This window comes from Streptomyces sp. DvalAA-43 (assembly GCF_900091725.1).
In the GTDB taxonomy this organism is placed as follows: Bacteria; Actinomycetota; Actinomycetes; order Streptomycetales; family Streptomycetaceae; genus Streptomyces; species Streptomyces pulveraceus.
In genome coordinates, this window is the sequence record NZ_FMBW01000024.1 from 13,189 (window position 1) to 28,924 (window position 15,736).

General features: G+C 70.1%; 15 protein-coding genes. 5 read left to right on the forward strand and 10 right to left on the reverse strand.

Annotation, left to right across the window (positions count from 1 at the left end; all coding sequences use genetic code 11):
• Positions 1-36: 36 nt before the first annotated feature.
• The 10 genes from GA0115234_RS04815 to GA0115234_RS04865 form a co-directional block, all read right to left on the reverse strand.
• Positions 37-2,322 carry a DNA/RNA helicase domain-containing protein gene (locus GA0115234_RS04815; RefSeq protein WP_093539587.1) on the reverse strand — a complete coding sequence of 762 codons (2,286 nt, stop codon included), beginning with the start codon at positions 2,320-2,322 and terminating at the stop codon, positions 37-39.
• Positions 2,323-2,428: 106 nt separating this feature from the next.
• The gene (locus tag GA0115234_RS04820; protein ID WP_093539588.1) at positions 2,429-2,830 is read right to left on the reverse strand and encodes a hypothetical protein; all 402 of its coding nucleotides are present in this window, start codon (positions 2,828-2,830) and stop codon (positions 2,429-2,431) included.
• 12 nt (positions 2,831-2,842) lie between these two features.
• Positions 2,843-4,429, reverse strand: coding sequence for a hypothetical protein (locus tag GA0115234_RS04825; protein WP_161275571.1), 1,587 nt, complete (start codon positions 4,427-4,429; stop codon positions 2,843-2,845).
• Between the two features lie 126 nt (positions 4,430-4,555).
• On the reverse strand, positions 4,556-5,194 hold the full coding sequence (locus GA0115234_RS04830) for a hypothetical protein (RefSeq protein WP_093539590.1): 639 nt from the start codon (positions 5,192-5,194) through the stop codon (positions 4,556-4,558).
• A 150-nt stretch (positions 5,195-5,344) separates the two neighbouring features.
• Positions 5,345-7,330, reverse strand: coding sequence for a hypothetical protein (locus GA0115234_RS04835; protein ID WP_093539591.1), 1,986 nt, complete (start codon positions 7,328-7,330; stop codon positions 5,345-5,347).
• A gap of 434 nt (positions 7,331-7,764) precedes the next feature.
• On the reverse strand, positions 7,765-8,100 hold the full coding sequence (locus GA0115234_RS04845) for a hypothetical protein (protein ID WP_093539592.1): 336 nt from the start codon (positions 8,098-8,100) through the stop codon (positions 7,765-7,767).
• On the reverse strand, positions 8,097-8,279 hold the full coding sequence (locus tag GA0115234_RS04850) for a hypothetical protein (protein WP_093539593.1): 183 nt from the start codon (positions 8,277-8,279) through the stop codon (positions 8,097-8,099). The genes GA0115234_RS04845 and GA0115234_RS04850 overlap by 4 nt, the downstream gene beginning before the upstream one ends.
• Positions 8,272-8,493, reverse strand: a complete 222-nt coding sequence (locus GA0115234_RS04855) for a hypothetical protein (RefSeq protein ID WP_093539594.1) — start codon at positions 8,491-8,493, stop codon at positions 8,272-8,274. The genes GA0115234_RS04850 and GA0115234_RS04855 overlap by 8 nt, the downstream gene beginning before the upstream one ends.
• A gap of 114 nt (positions 8,494-8,607) precedes the next feature.
• Positions 8,608-8,976 carry a hypothetical protein gene (locus GA0115234_RS04860; RefSeq protein WP_141718399.1) on the reverse strand — a complete coding sequence of 123 codons (369 nt, stop codon included), beginning with the start codon at positions 8,974-8,976 and terminating at the stop codon, positions 8,608-8,610.
• Positions 8,973-9,515 (reverse strand): WhiB family transcriptional regulator, encoded by a 543-nt coding sequence (locus GA0115234_RS04865; protein WP_093539596.1) that lies wholly within the window; start codon positions 9,513-9,515, stop codon positions 8,973-8,975. The genes GA0115234_RS04860 and GA0115234_RS04865 overlap by 4 nt, the downstream gene beginning before the upstream one ends.
• 711 nt (positions 9,516-10,226) lie before the next feature.
• Here GA0115234_RS04865 and GA0115234_RS04870 point away from each other — a divergent pair.
• The 5 genes from GA0115234_RS04870 to GA0115234_RS04890 all read left to right on the forward strand — a co-directional run bounded on the left by GA0115234_RS04870 (position 10,227) and on the right by GA0115234_RS04890 (position 15,324).
• Positions 10,227-11,018, forward strand: coding sequence for a GntR family transcriptional regulator (locus GA0115234_RS04870; protein ID WP_093539597.1), 792 nt, complete (start codon positions 10,227-10,229; stop codon positions 11,016-11,018).
• Entirely contained in the window at positions 11,015-11,557 is a 543-nt protein-coding gene (locus GA0115234_RS04875; protein ID WP_093539598.1) for a GNAT family N-acetyltransferase, read from the forward strand. The genes GA0115234_RS04870 and GA0115234_RS04875 overlap by 4 nt, the downstream gene beginning before the upstream one ends.
• Before the next feature lie 471 nt (positions 11,558-12,028).
• Positions 12,029-13,132 (forward strand): hypothetical protein, encoded by a 1,104-nt coding sequence (locus GA0115234_RS04880; RefSeq protein ID WP_093539599.1) that lies wholly within the window; start codon positions 12,029-12,031, stop codon positions 13,130-13,132.
• 2 nt (positions 13,133-13,134) lie between these two features.
• Positions 13,135-14,523, forward strand: a complete 1,389-nt coding sequence (locus tag GA0115234_RS04885) for a replicative DNA helicase (RefSeq protein ID WP_237541104.1) — start codon at positions 13,135-13,137, stop codon at positions 14,521-14,523.
• Positions 14,524-14,754: 231 nt separating this feature from the next.
• Positions 14,755-15,324, forward strand: a complete 570-nt coding sequence (locus GA0115234_RS04890) for a transcriptional regulator (protein WP_093539601.1) — start codon at positions 14,755-14,757, stop codon at positions 15,322-15,324.
• Positions 15,325-15,736 lie beyond the last annotated feature (412 nt).

Here is a 15,736-nt window from a genome sequence, read left to right on the forward strand (position 1 = left end):
GGGGCGTGTGCCCCGGGCCGCCGTGGTGTGGGTGGGTCAGTTGTCTTCGGCGGGCAGGGCGTAGAGGCCCTCGATGCCGTCGGGGTTGATCACGGCGCCGGTTTCGCGGAGCTTCTTGAGGACGCGGTCGAGCTGGGCGGCGCCCGCTCCGGTGAGGTCGAGGATCTGCTTGCGGCGCAGGGAGCCGCCGCCGGTCTCTTCCAGGACCGCGAGGACCTTGTCCTCGACCGTCTCCTTCGCCGGGGCGACTGCGGTACCGGCCGGGGTGGAGGAGGCCCGGGTCGAGGACGGTGCGGCGGGTGCGGCGGGGGTGACGTGGGCGGTGGTGTCGATGCCGGTGAAATCCAACTGGACGACGCGGGCCGGGTCGTAGAGGGCGGCGAGGTCGGGGGCGTAGGAGGTGCGCATCATCTCGGCCATGGCTCCGGGGCCGGCGCCGTATCCGAGCCCGTAGGTACGGCGGGGGTCTCCGTCCGGGACCCCGTCCAGGCTGAGCTCCCTCACCCAGGTCTGCGGGATCTGGGAAGGGTCGACGAGTCCGAACTCATCCGGCAAGTCCGCCAGGTGCTTCTGGCCGGAGGAGGTGCGGAGCATGACCAGGGTGCCGCCGCCGATCAAGTTGGTGCGGACGGCCTGCGAGCCTCCGAGCTGGTCCAAGTTCACGATCTGGTTGGCGAGCACCAGCGAGAAGCCGAGCGCGCGGCCGAGGGAGGCGAAGTCGTCGACGATGGCGACCGCTTCGTCCTTCACCGGGCTGTTCTTATTGAGAAGGCGCGATGCTTCGTCCAGGACCACGACGGTCAGCGGCCGTTCCGGGGTATGCGTGAAGGTGTTCTGCCCGGTGCCCTCCAGGTCCTTCTGGGCCTGCTTGAGCTTGGCGTGGGCGGCGCGCAGGGCGGTCATCGAGCCGTCGATACCGAAGCCGTGGATCGCGGCCATGTCGTAGGTCTGCTTACGGAAGCTGTTGCCCTTCGGGTCCGCGAGCACGAGCGCGTAGCCGTTGGCGTGGCAGGCCAGGGCGAGGACCTCGATCAGCGCGCTCTTTCCGGAGCCGGTGGCCCCGGCGATCATCATGTGTTTCGCGCCGTCGCCCGGTTCGCAGAGCTGGACCAGGACCTCGGTCATCGTGACGTAGCGGCCGATGGAGATGTAGCCGCCGTCGGACGCCTTCAGGGCGTCGAGGGAAGGGATGGGCATGCCGTCCTCCAGGGGGTTGCGGTCCATGACGCGGACGATCGCGCGGGTGGGGTCGGACGTGGTGACGTAGGAGATGAGGGAGAGGCGGTCGACGCCGAGGGCGGCGGCGAGGTCGACGAGGTCCGGTGTGGGGACGCGGCGGCGGTCGGCGCGGACGTAGGCGCGCCAGCCGCCGCCCTGCTCCGCGGTGTTGACTCCGACGTTCTCCAGGGTGGTGCCGGGCAGCGGGCGGCCGGGGGCGGCGACGTATGCGGCCCAGACGCCCTGGGGGGTGGAGTCGTCGACACCGGCCGTGGGGGCGGGGGCGGTGGCACGGACGGACACGATTCGCTCGCCGGAGTTGAAGCCGTCGGCGACGGTGACCCAGGCGTCGGGGCATCCGTAGACCTGGGCGAGGGTGCCCTGGCTGACGTGGGTCGAGACGGTCTTGCCGAGGGGGGACAGGACGCGGCCGGTCCAGGACCCGTCTGCGGCGACTTCGACGTCCTTGAGGAGGTGGTCGGGGGCGACGCCGTTGGGGCCGCCGATGTACTGCCACATGTGCAGGATCCGGGCCACCGATCCGGTCGGGCTGATCTGCTGCGGCAGGACCGGGCGCGCAGGCTCGGTGGTCGGGGCGGCCGGGTCCTCGACGGGGGCGGGGGTGGGTTCGGGGGCGGGCTGGCGGTAGAGGAGCTGCTTGCGCAGCTGCCACACGGTGAATCCGGTGGCGGCCCACCAGGCACCGGACATGACCGTGTATCCGGCCTGCGCCCAGGAGGGGGAGAACACCGTACTGAGGAGGGCGTCGGGGCCGGCCGCGCCGTCGAGCCATCCGGCGAGGAGCGACAGGAGGGATGCTCCGGAGGCCGAGACCAGCGCCCACGCCTGGCGGCGGACGAGCGAGGTCTCGGGCAAGTTGAGGGTGGTGCGGCCGGTGGCCATCCGGGTCCCGGCCACGACTCCGGCCCCGGCTCCGGCGACCAGGGCGGCGGAGATCACGCCGGGGATGGAGTCCATCTGCGTGCCGACGGCCAGGCAGGCCGCGGGGGACAGGGCGAGCAGGGCGGCGGCGGTCAGGTCCACCGTGCCGGAGGTGTTCGCCGGGGCCGGGGCGGGGGCGGGCTGGGTCGTCGGCTCGGTCATGAGCGTGTGTCCTTCCTGTGCGAAGCGGGGCGGGGTGCGGGTGGGGGTGGGGGAATGGGGCGGCGGGGCCGGTCGGTGACCGGCCCCGCCGCGGTGTGCTGGTGTGTCAGTCCTGCTCGTAGAAGGAGGCGTCGGCCATGGAGACGGCCGAGGCGTCGACCGCTTCCTGGATCCCGCCGTGGTCGGCGGCGGCCCGCTTGCCGACGGCGCGCGCGGCGGCGGCCGTCGTGTCGGTCGCGGACACGTAGGTGACGGCCGCCTCGGCTGCGCCCGTCATGACCTGCGCGGTGTCCTGGCACTCGCCGATCGTGGCCGCATCGACGGCGACCGTGGCGAGCATCTCGGCGACCCGGGCGAGGTCCTTGGCGTACTCCTCGGTGTCACGGCCGAGTTCGGCGACCTGCTCGGCGTGCGCACCGACGCCGGCGGCCAGCTCCTGCACCTTGGCGACGAGTCGCCGGTAGGTGAGGTCTTCCGCCTCGGTACGCGCCGTGGTGGGTGCGGTCATGGTGATCTCTCCCTAGGAGTTGTAGAAGCGGGACTCGGCGGGGGACGACAGCGGGGAGTCGGCGACGGCCCGGAAGATCGCGCCGTGCCGGGTCCCGGCGTTCGCGGAGGTGGTCTCCAGCGACTCGACCGCGCGCAGCATCCGGGCGTGGAGCTCGTCGGCCGCGCCGCCCTGGACGGTCGCGGCCTCGGCGAGGGCGAGGCATTCGCCGACGAGGCCCTCGCCGCCCTTGACCGCCTGGCATTCCTCGGCGAGGGCGGTGGCCTGTGCGGCGTACTCCTGGGCCTGCCCGGTCAGCGCCTTGCAGTCGTCCGCGGCGCTGCTGGCGGTGGAGGCGTAATCGCCGAGCCTGTCGGTGAAGTTCTTCAGGGTTTTCACCTCGCCGCGGCTGATGGTCTTGCGGGTGGCGCCCTTCCCGAGAGTGAGGAGTCCGGTCTTGGAGTCCTCGGCGGTCACGGGTACGGGGGTGGCCGGGGCTGCGTCCGTCATGGGCTTCCTTGTCCTGTCGAGTTCTGCTTGTGCTTGCGCCGCCGCGTGCTCGCGGGCGGCCTGGTCCATCGCGGCTTTGAACCCTTCGAGGAACCCTTCGCCGTAGGCGCGGGCCGACTGGATGGCGCGGCCGGCGCGGGTCCCGGCCCGCGTCCCGGCGTGCTTGGCCTTGTCGCCCGCGAACGTGCCGCCGGGACCAGCAGGGTCGGCCGGGTCCGTCGTGGTGTTCTTGCTGTCCTTCGCCCGGTCCGCGGCTTCCTTCTTCGCTTTCTTCCGGGCGGCGCGGTCACGGCGGGCATCCAGCGTTTTGCGTGCGGCGCGTCCCGTCGCGGCTCCGGCCTTACGGGACCGCTCCTTCCGGCGCTCCAACCGGTCTGCGTGGTCCGCGTGGTCCGCTTCCTTATCGGCCTTCTTCTTGTCCGCGCGTGCGGTCTTGTCCTTCGCCGCGGCGTCCTTCTCGGCCTGGCGGGCGGCCTTGTCCTTCACCGCCGTGTCGTCCTTCCCGGCCGGGGTTCCCGCACCGGATCCCCCTGCGGCGCCCTTGCCGCCGCCGGATCCTGCGGCGCCCTTCCCGTCCTTGCCGGAAGATCCCGCACCGCCTCCCTTCCCGGGGCCGGGCTTCCTGGGGCCTTTCGTGTCCGCGCCGACCGGGGCGCGTCCCATGCCCCCGCCCGGCGCTCCGCTCCGGCCCGGCGCTCCGGCCCGTCCGGCGCTGCTCCGTGACCTGGCCTCGTCCCGCGCTGCTTTCTTCCGCGCCTTGGATTCTTCCTGTGCGGCTTTCCGGGCGGCCTTCGCGCTGTCTTTCCGCTCTTTCTTTCCGTCGTCCTTCGGGGCGGGTCCGGAAGGATTGGAAGCAGGTAAAGTGTGGTGCTTTCCCTTGCCTCCCGCACTGTTGTTTCCGGTGCTCTTCTGGTCGATATTTCCTTTCTTGTCGGGGCTGCCGGGGTAATTCCCTGCGGCGATTTCCTGCACGGTCGCCTCGTGGGCGGCCATGTCGTCCTGCGCTTTCTGGTCGCGTCTCGCCAGCCACCCACGGACCGAGTCGGTCGTGTGTTTGGCTGCGGCGCCGACGGCCAGGAGCAGGAAGATCTCCACCGTGACTCCTGTCACTCTGTGTGGGCTCTCCCTCCCTCCCTCTCTCCCTCCCTCACCCCGGAATCCCCGCTCACGGGCGGGGTGAGGGTTCTTTTCAGGGGGAGGGAGAGAGGGAGGGAGAGAGGGAGAGGCCCGAATCGACTACGCGGGGTGACGCTTGGCCTTGATGCGGGAGACGACGACCCAGCCCGCGCCGACCAGGGCGAGACCGCCGAGCAGGGACGCCCCGGACGGCATGCCGGACCCGCCCGACCCGCCGCCTGACGCGGCGGTGTTCCGCATTCCGCTGCTGTCATCCGACATATTCGAAGCGGCATTCTCCGTGCATTTCTCCAGGAAATCCGGCCTTTTCCAGTCGGACATTCCCTGTGCCGCTTTGTAGCACTCGGCGCGGGCTTTCTCCGCCCGCTTCGCCTCCTCTGCATGCTCGGCCTGCGCGACCCTACTGGCCTCGATCTCGTGTTTCGTCGCCTCGATTTCCAGGCGCTGCCGCTCCAGGTCGATCTGCGCCGATCTGGCCTGCTCGGCGGCCTGCTGCGTGGCGTAGTGCTGGTAGCCCAGGAACGCCCCGGACAGGGCGACGGCGACCACCGCGGCGGCCACCGGGACCATCGCCCGGTTGGTCATCACCGCGGCCAGCGACCGCCCCGCCTTCAGCCCCAGCCCCTTCGCCCCCGGGGGCGACGGGGCTGGGGGAGCGGTCTCGACCGGGCGCCGGTCCGGCTCCGGGTCCTCTCTCAGACTCCGCACCAGGCGGTGAAATTCGTCGTCCGTGCTCATGTGCGCGACCTCCAGTGCTGTACTTGGGGCTGTCGACTGTTTTTCCGGCAGTCGCAGCGAAGGCCAGCCCACTTCGGATGGGCTGGCCTTCACTGATGTGTGCCGGACTTTCGGATCAGCGGATGCGCGGGGCGTGTGCGGCGTGTGGTCTCACGAGACCTGCTTGAAGCGGGTCCGTGCGATCTCAAGGCGGCGTCCGGCGGTGGCGCGTGAGACGCCCAGGATCGTCTTGGCTTCGTCGACTGAGACGGAGTCGATGCCCTGGCGCCGGTACATGAGACTGAGCAGCGAGGTGATCTGTCCCTCGATCTCAGCGTCCCGGGCGAGTGCGGGGCGGCCGGTCTCAGCGGGGCGCAGCGGGACGGGGGTCGCGCCGGTGCCCGTGGGGGCTGTCTCACGGCCTGACCTGCGTGTCTCACCCGGGTGAGACACCGTCTCAGTCGGGCTCATCGGCTTGTTGGTCTCAGTGGAGCCCGTCTCAAGTGCGGGGCGGGTCTCACTGTTGTCCGTCTCGGCAGTGAGTGCGGGGGCGGTGCGGGGGTGGGGGACCGTCTCACCGGGGCTGCTGAGATCGGCGGTCCGGGTGTGTTCGGTCTCATGGGCCGGTGCGGTGTGCCTCGTCTCATCCGGTCCGGTCCCGGTGCCGGTGCCGGTCTCACCGGGGTCCGTCTCAGGCTCCTTGGTGATCTGGTGGATGCGCCACATCACCCACGGGGCGATGGCGGCGACTGAGACGATGAGCCACCACAGCGGGTGGCCCTTCTTGTCGACGCCGACCAGGCCCGCCGCGGCGAGGTGGTAGATCGCGTTCGCGGCGACCATGAGGATCAGTGCCCCGGCGACGTCGCGGTGCCGGCGGAACGCCTGCACGACGTAGACGTCGATCGCCAGCGGCAGCGCCCAGGCCACCTCCGCGGGCCAGCCGCTCAGCCTGGCCAGGGCGAACTCGCCGGACGCGGTGAGGACGATCGTCGCGCCCAGGGCCACGCGCGGCCCCCAGGTGTTGACGACGTTCTCCCGCTGCTCCTGGCGCTCGATGAGCGCCTGGGCCCGGGTCACCTCCGCGTGGGTGGCCTCCAGTTCCTGCCGTGCCGTCTGCTGCGCGGCACGGGCGCGGGACCGGACCTGCTCGGCCTCGTCGTTGGCGGCGGTGACCAGGCGGGCCGCCTCCTTCTCGGCCGCCGTGATCCGTTCGGACGCGGCAACCTCCGCGCTGGAAATGGCACCGGCCGCCTTGGCCTCCGCGAGGGAACGGACCTTGAGGACGTCCTCCTCGGCCTGGACACGCGCGGCCTCCAGAACCTGCTGCGCCTCGCCGCGCGTGTCGTCGGCGTCCTGCTCGGCCTCACGCAGCGCCTCGGCGGCCTGGCCGCGGGCGTGGTCCAGGAGCCGGGCCGCGTCCTCTTCCGCCGTCGCGACTTCCTCACGGGCCCGGGTACGCAGGTGCTCGGAGTCCTGCTCCGCCTGCTGGCGCATCTCGGTCGCGGCCTCGCGGCGGGCGCGGGCGTCGTCCTCGGCAGCGGCCACCAGGTCGTCGGCCCGCTGCTTGGCCTCCTCCACCAGGTGCTCGGCGTGCTCGGCGGCGGAGTCGGCCTCGGCCTGGACGCGGTTCTTGTCCTGCTCGGCCTCGTCCTTGATCTGTGCCGCGCGGGCACGGGCGACCTTCACGATCCGGGCGGCCTCGGCTTCGGCCTCGGCCTGGACCTTCTCGGCGGCCTGGCGGCGGCGGGCGAGGGTCTGCTCGGCCGCGGCCAGGTCGCCGTCGGCGATCGTGCGGGCGCGCTGCACGGTCTCCTCGGCCGCCGCGATCTGCTCGCCGGTCAGCTTGCGCATCCGCTCGGCCTGCTCCGTCGCGGTGGCGAGGATGCTGTCGGCTTCCGCCTGCGCCTTCTGTGCGGCCGTGTCGGCGTCGGCGTTCTGTCGGCGGGCCTGCGCGAGCAGGTCCTCCGCCTGGGTGCGCGCGGCGGCCAACAGCTGGTCGGCCTCCGCGCGGGCGGCGGTCACGATCGCCTCGACGCCGGCCTCGGGCGCAGGTACGAGGGCGGGCTCGGTGGCCACCGCCGTCGCGGCCGGCCCGGCGGCCGTGGTCGTCGTCTTCTTGGCGGCAGCCTTGCGAGGCTGGCGTCGGGTGGTCACAGCGGGGTTCCTTTCTTACTGAACACCTGCCGGGCCGCCGCGCCGGAGGGCTGCGGCGGCCTGGCAGGGCATGGGGAGTCCCGTCCCGGCCGCCGTGGTTCGGCGGGCGGTGCGGGCGGATCAGGCAACCGTCAGGCGGCGATGATGTCGGCGTGGTCGAAAGCCAGCGGCGGCAGGTCGGTCAAGGGCCAGAAGCGGGCGGTGCGAGCGTCGTCCCCGGCCTGGGCGATGGTGTCCGCGGGGACCGTGACGGCGTAGGCGTAGGTCGGTCACGTACTGGCCCCGCGGGTCACGGCCGGGGGCGTCCCAGACAGGCGTTCCCCGATTCGTGGCGATGGTCCGGGCTGTCCGGCTCCCAGTCACCGCGAAACGCCCCTCGCCGCTGTGTGTGCGACCAGGAGCGTTTCGCGGATCAGGCAACCTGCAGGCCGTTGTCACCAGCCGTTGATGACGGCCTCGTAGTGCGGGTAGCCGAAGCGGGCGGCCGCCGCGTACTCGCGGGACGCCCGCGCACCGCGGCGCCAGATCCCAGCCGCCACGTGGTGGCCCTCGGCGGTCAGCCGGTCCGCGGTCGCCTGCTGGCAGACGCAGGACTGCTCGTAGTCGGCGGCGATGGTCTGCATCTCCGCGTAGGAGTAGAGCGGCGGGACCGGCGGAGCGATCTCACCGATCGTCAGGTAGCTGTCGATCTCGGCGCCGCACCAGGTGGCGGGGTCGCCGTGCCGGTCGCGGAATCGGTCGAGTGTGGAGGTGTCGAGGGTCAGTGTCATCGTTGTTTTCCTCCCGAGCGGAGACGGCTGATGTGTGCGTCCTGGAGGTCGGAGGCCCGCTGGTACAGCAGGGCTCCGTCCGTGCAGTGCTGTTCGGACCGGCAGGGGGCGCAAGTCTTGAGGTGGGTGCGCCAGGTGGCGGCGGCCTGCATGTAGCGAGCGTGCAGGTTGTCAGCCATGGCGGTCTGCCTGCTGGTTGGGCATGCGGGGTGGTGCCTCTCGGGGACGTGCGGGGTGGGTGTCGGTGACGCGGTGGCCGGCGTCCCACGCCCTCGCGGCCGCCGTGGCGGCGACCGCGAGGAGCGCGAGGGTGATCGGGTGGGCCAGGCCGCGTGCGGTGATGGCCCGGACCGCACAGTGCTGAGCGGTCCGAGCGGCTCGTATGTAATGCACGGTGTTACTTGCCGCCCCCGCACTGGCAGGGCTCGTGCACCACGGTCTGGTACGGCTTACCGTCGGCACCAACGTGGTTCACCGTCACCAGGCGCGGCGGGTGTCCGCAGCTGCTCATCGGGCCACCGCCGCCCTGGCAGAGGCCGCGGACGCCGGGGCGGACGCGAAGCCGGGCGGGCAGTTGCTGGGGTCGCAGTTCCACCGCCCGCAGATCCCACAGGCATCGTTCGCCCCCAGCATCGGGAGCGGGCGGGTCAGGACGAGCACGGGCTGGCGCACGTACCCGGGGGCCATCTCGGCGAGCGTGCGGCGCGCGTGGCGGCCGGCGGATCGGGCGCGGTAGTCGCCGTCGGCCACCAGCTGGCGGACGAGTCGGTGGTACTGGTCGGTCTCGTCGCGCTCGTAGCCACGGGCGTTGTCGTCGTCTTCCATGCCGCCGTAGCCGCCGCCGTTGGTGGGGCGGGTGAGGATGGTGGTGGTCATGCCGCCACCCCCCAACCGGCCCGCGCGCGGCGGGCGGACCGGATCTCATTGATCCGGGCGGTGAGCATCTGGACCAAGTGGTTCTGCTCCGCCTGGACCTGGGCAGACGAAACGCGTGCCCGGCCGTGCCGCTTGTCCGTGCTGGAGATGACCTCGGTCTGCACCAGCACCGTGAGGTCTCGCAGCTGGCGTCCGTCGGTGTCCTGGTCGGCCGCGACCGCGGCGGCCAGGCGCTGCTCCTGGTGGGTCCGGATGGCGGCGAGTTCGGGGCCGGTGTATCCGGCGCGGACCAGTTCGTCGGTGTCCGGTTCGCCGTCGCCGTTGCGGAGCGCGAGCTCCTCGCAGGCGGCCCTGGCCGGGCATCCGGCGCAGAGGCGTTGTGCGGTGGTGCGGCGGGTCTGCCAGTCGGCGTCCGGCTCGTCGTCGGCGCGGAACCAGTGGTCCGGGTCGGCGTTGGCGCAGCGGGCGCCGGCGTCGACCGTGGCCTGGAGTACGGCCCGGCGTGTGTGCCGGGCCTGGGTGGATGTCATCCTGTGCATGCGTAGATCCCCTTCAGCGGAGGGTGAGCTGCGAAGACGGCCCCCGGGGGTGCAACCCCGGGGGTTCGTCGTTGGTAGAGCGGAGCGGGTGTCCACCGCGCTCTCCACCGCTCACCGGACCGCCCGAGAGCGGGCGGTGAGCGTCTGGGCAGCGCGGGGGCTGCAAAGTCGTTGCGCGGCCCCGGTGTGGGGCCAGATCTCATAGGGACGCGGACCGCGAGCCGTCCGGGAGATCCGTCCGGACGGGTATGGGCGGTGAAGGTTTGCCGCGTCGTTCTTTTGCGTCGCGAGGGTGTCCACCCTCCGCATTGACCGCCGGTAATGATCACCTGGCCGTTTACTGCTTCCTGGTCACAGCTGACGCTGCACCCGGCGGTCTGCGCGTGGACTGCCACCACCAGTGGTAATGGCGCCTCGCGACGGGTCTCCACCCCCTCCGGCCGGTGTGGTCACGGCCGGTACTGCGGTGATGGATGCACTGTGGAGTTCTCAAACAACGGCCGCTTCCTTCGTACTCACCCCTGCGGGCTTTCCTCCGGGCGCACGGACCTAAATGACCAGCCGCTACGCATCAAGCAGTTGATGCGCATTGACCAGACAATGCGTTCCGACGTGATGATGCTGACACCCCGAGGTGCCACCCGTCAAGCGAACGCGCAGACAGTGCGCATTGACTGGACAATGAGGGGGGTGGGGGAGTACATATGACCTATGAAGCCGATCTACCAGCGCATCGCTGACGACCTGCGCGAGCAGATCTCCGATGGCACCCTGCCGCCGGGCAGCAGACTGCCGACCGAAGCGGACCTACGCGAGAAGTACGGCACTAGTGCCCGATCTACCGTCCGGCAGGGCCTGTCTCTCTTGGTCAACGAAGGCTTGATCGTCCCTCAGCGCCCCAAGGGGTACTTCGTACGAGAGATTCGCCCACTGGTCTACCGGCCCCAAAGCGAGTTTCGGCGCCGGCCGCCCGAAGTGGACATCTACACACACCTCCTGGCAGCCGAAGGGGACGAGCGCCGTCCAGCCCAAGACATCGAGGTGTCGATCGTGGAGCCCACCACCACGGTCAGGACTCGCCTGCAGCTCAAGGACACTGAGCTGGTTGCCGTGCGTCGCCGCACGCGCCGCCTCGATGGGGAGGCATACAACATCAACGACTCCTATGCGTCGCTCTCCCTGGTTGAGGGCAGCGAGTGGATGACTCCTACCGATGTTGCTCGGGGGACCAACCAGGTTCTAGCCGAGTTGGGGAAGGAACTCGTCAGGGCCCTGGACGAGATCTACGTGCGGATGCCAACGCCCGACGAGGTACGACGCCTACAACTGGGCCCAGGCACGCCGGTCGCGGAGCACGTGGTCACCACGTATGCCGCAGACGACTCACCGGTCCAGGTCACCATCAACATCGTGCCTGGTGACCGACACGTGATCGTGTACGAGCGTGTTAAGGACCCGCAGGACTTCGAAGAGCGTCCCCGCTCCGACTGGGGCGCCGAGTGATTATCGTTCCTGCCGAAGAAGCAGATATTCCGAGGCTGTTGAAGTTCAGAAAAGACACGGCCGCATGGCTGGGAGCTCAGGGAATCGATCAATGGGCAAAGCCCTTCCCGGCTGAACACATCCTTGCCAGTATCCGCGCTGGCGAAGTCTTCCTTATCAAGGAGTCTCTCCGCACAGACGCTGCCGCGACGGTCACCCTTGATCAAGACGCTGACAAGCGGCTGTGGACTCCCGAAGAACGTTCGCAACCCGCCCGCTACGTGCATAAACTGACAGTCGATCGAGAATTCGCGGGAACCAATCTAGGGTCTCGCATTCTCGATTGGGCTGGCACTCAAGCCGCCCTCCAAGGCGCCAAGTGGTTGCGTCTCGATGCGTGGACGACGAACCCTCGGCTGCACGCCTACTACGAGGGCCAAGGCTTCGAGCACATCCGCACGTCAGACGACCCGGGTGTCGTCTCTGGCTGGGTTGCCCAGCGACCGACCAGAGTTGCCAAGCACGGCCTAGTGGCCGCCGGTGACAGGATGAGGTCATGACGTACGTCGCACGCGCCCCATAAACGGGGCGAAGCCGCTCGTCCCGGCAAGGACAAAGCGGCTTCTTAGTCGACTCGCAGGCCTACCAAGCTCTGAGTCGTGTCCGGTGAGGTGACCTCGCCGGGGTGATGCCCCGTGGACCATGGGTCCGCGCAGTCACCTTTACCCAGAATAGGCGGACCATCCCATGGACCGCCACTACCTGGGTCGCCTATCAGGTCACACCTGCTGGTCACGGCTCCCCTACAAGGGGAGATCCACCACTATGCGCCGCCCGCCCCACCCCCGCCGCCGGCCCCCGGCCGCGGCCCACGGCATTTCCCACAGCCAGACTGTCACGCCAGCACCTGTATCGGCACTTGGGGCGAGTGTGACCATCACTCTCACCACCGCCGCCGCTCCCGCCGCCCTGACCGAAGCTCAGCCAACGACGACGTACACCTGCCCCCAAGCCGGGGCGGGGGTGGACTGGTGAGCGAGTTCGGCGGTTCGCTGTTCGAGCGGGCCCAGGAGGCGCCCGAAGAGGTCGTGGTGACGCGGTCGGTGGCAGAGACGCGGGGGTTGCAGCCCGAGGACCTGGGCGCGCTCGTACACATCCTGCTGCTGCCCGCGGACCAGCGGGCCACCGCGAAGGAGATCGCGGCAGGCATGCGCGCGCTGGACTGGAAGATGAGCATCGACCGGTTCGAGGTGATCGCGAAGCGGCTGACCAGGGCCGGGTACCTGCTCCGTGAGTCGGTCTACGACCCCGAGACGACGCGCCCGCGGTGGCGCTACCGGGCGTACCGGAACCCCGCGAACAACCCCGCGTACCTCAAGACGGGCACTGACACGTTGTCGCAGGTCAACGGCGAAATCGGGGAAAACCCGGTTCCGGAGTCGCAGGGCGCGAGCGAAACCGGGGAAAACCCTGTTTCGCCTGGTCAGAGCCGGAATCGGGTTTTTCCCGAGTCCGGAGCGGAACCGGGGAAAACCCGATTTCCCTCGGACAACGTTTCCGCAGGTCAGAGCCGAAATCCGGAAAAACCCGGTTTCCCTGTTCCCCCCCCACACCCCCCGGAGGAGGAGGATTCCTCCTCCCCCTACCCCCTCACGCGCACCACGGGGCCACTTCCGTCACAGAGGGAGGAGGGGCGGGAGCTCGCTCTTGAGGAGATCGAGGCGGCGCAGCACTTCCTCCAGCGAATGCGGCAGTGGCAAGCCGGGCGGGCGACTGCGAAGAAGTGCGCTCCTCGGCTGCTGCGTGCGATGCGGGAGCAGGGGTGGCCGGCACTGTCGGGCATGGACGACGCCCAGCGCCAGGCGCTGGAGGCTGAGATTTTCAAAAACACGGGCGGCGCCACCTCATGGGTGAGGTGCCTGCCCGGTTGGGTTGACGACCTGCGCCTGTACCGGGCCCCGGCCCAGGCCGCTCCCGCGACGGGGCAGGCGCCGAAGGACGTCGCGGCCCTGCTGCGGGCCGCATGCCCGGCCTGCGACCCGAACGGCTGGGTCCTGGACGACGACGACGACGCACCGATGCGCCGCTGCTCCCACCCGGGCGTCACGGCCGACACCATCGAGGAGACCCGGTGACCATGGATCAGGACCTGGACATTCCCGGTCAGATGACCGAGAGCCCCGAGGGCCCGGACGCGGTCAGCGTGGGCGCGGAGACCGCTGTGCTCGGCGCGTGCCTGATGGCGACGCCCCGGCTGGACCCGGTGCCCGGCATCGCCCGGATCCTCGCGGACGGCGGTGACTGGTACCGCCCGCACCACGAGACCGTCTGGCGGGCGATCCTGGCCCTGCACGGCCGGAGCAAGCCGACCGGCGTCCCGATGGTCGAGGCCGAGTTGCGCCGTACCGGCGACCTGACCAGGGTCGGCGGATTTCTCGGCCTGTCCCAGATCGCGGCCCAGGCGTGCCCCGCGGTCGAGGTCGAGCACTACGCCGAGATCGTCCACGGGTACGCCCGGCTGCGCCGCCTCCAGCAGGCCCTCGCGCGGGGCATGCAGATGACGCGTCAGGCCGACCCGGCCGGTGTCCCCGACACGATCGCCGGGCTCCAGGCCGAGCTGGAGCACCTGAGCGCCGACCAGACCGCCGACGACGGGCTCTACGGCCGGTTCGGCGACGGTCTCCAGGACCACCTGGACGGCCTGGAGACAGTGACGGAAGCAGCGGCGGTGAGCGGGTTCACCGACCTGGACCAGGTGCTGAAGCTGCGGGCGGGAAATCTCGTGATCGTGGCCGGGCGGCCGGCCATGGGCAAGAGCGCGATGACACTCGGCGTCGCGCTCGCCAATGCAGCCACGGGCCGTACGACCCTCGTGCACAGCATCGAAATGGGCCGTGAGGAGGTCACCAACCGGATCCTCGCGAACCGGAGCCGCGTCGCCCTGCACCACCTCATGGAGGGCGGCCCGTCCGTCAACGACGACGACTGGACCCGCATCGCCCGCGCCATGCCGGACCTGACGACCCTGCCCCTGTGGGTGGACTACACCCCCCGCGTCACCCCCGGGCTCGTCCGCACCCGGATCAAGGCCCTGATCCGTGAGACGGGACAGCCCCCGCTCGTGATCATCGACTACGTCCAGCTCATGTACACCGACCAGCGCAACTCCCGGCAGACCCCGTACGAGCGCGTCAGTGAGGTCAGCCGCGAACTCAAGATCATCGCGGAGGAGACCGGCGCGGTCATCATCTGCTGCGCACAGCTCAACCGCGGCTCCGAGCACCGCGAGGGCAAGAAGCCGCAGACGGCCGACCTGCGCGACTCCGGACAGCTGGAGCAGGACGCGAGCGGCATCATCCTGCTCCACCGCGAGGACGCCTACGAGCCCGAGAGCAGCAGGGCAGGCGAGTCCGACCTGATCCTCAGCAAGAACCGCAACGGGCCGACCTGCACAATCACCGTCGCGCACCAGTTCCACTACTCACGGCTGCGCGACATGAGTCGCGACAGCGACCCGACCACCTGACCCGGAAGGAGACCCATGCCCGAGCTCGCCGCCGTATCCGGGCCCGCCTCCACCGACTTCAGCGGCCCTCCGCCCTTCTGACCATCCCTCAAGCCCCCTGAGGGCGCCTCTCCCTGACGATCAGCCGCCCCGGGCCTCCCAGTCCGGGGCGACCCGAGATCGCCGCACAGAGAGGCGCACAGGGGATCCGCCCACTGAGAGCGACCAGTTCACACGACCGAGGAGGAGCAGATGCCGGAGAGGACCATCGACCCCGGGAAGTTCGGCGCCCGGGGCATCAAGGGCAGTGACGCCGTCGCACGCAGGCTCGACGGCCTGGCGGACGGGATCGTCACCCCGGTCACGGTCAAGCGCGGTCTGATGGCGCGGCTGCACTACCTGACCCGGACGGAACACAGCCGCAGGGCGGCCAGGGAGGCCGGGCTGACGGTGACCGACCGGACGCTGAAGGCGTGGCTGGAAGAGCGGCGCCGGCCGTCGGCCGCCAACCTGGCCCGCATCGAGGACGCCTACCGCCAGGTGCGCCGCCAGAACGTTGCGCGGCACCTCCTGCGACGCCTGAACGCCAACGGCGGGACCCGGGTGGAGATCCATCCGCTGAACCAGTCGCAGGTACCGCGCCCGCTCCAACGGCTGGTGGAGTACCGCACGATGAACGTCCGCCGTTGGGACCGCATCGTCGACGCCTGGGCATCCGACGACCGGGACGCCCTGGACGACGCCTGGGAGGACACGATCGTCGACCTGGGATCCCAATGGGGCCAGTACGAATACGTCACCAACATTGGATTCGCCGCGTAGGCGCCCCTGCACCCTTCTGAGCGGCTGTCAGTTGCCCCGGGTCCCCTGGTTCCGGGGCGACTGAGCTTGCGGCGTAGAGAATCAAGGAGGGGGTACGCGCTGATTGCAGAAAAGATCTGGGTCGGTTTTTGACGCACTGTCGGACTCGGAATGCTCGGGTTCACGGATTCCGAATTCAGTCCCTTTCCAGCGCTCGAAGGATTTCATTTCTGATGATGGGCGAGTTTTGGGGAGCGGGGCTCTTGAGAGGCGTTCAGGGCGTAGAGGTAGTGCATGCTGAAACGCAAAGCTAGCCGGATCCAGGATTTGACGCACGACAGCAGTGCGTTCCCTCGGTCGCCCGGCCCACTGCTTACGTTCCGTCACATCACCCCCGGGCGAGACCCACCCTCACCTAGCCAGCCGCCCGCGA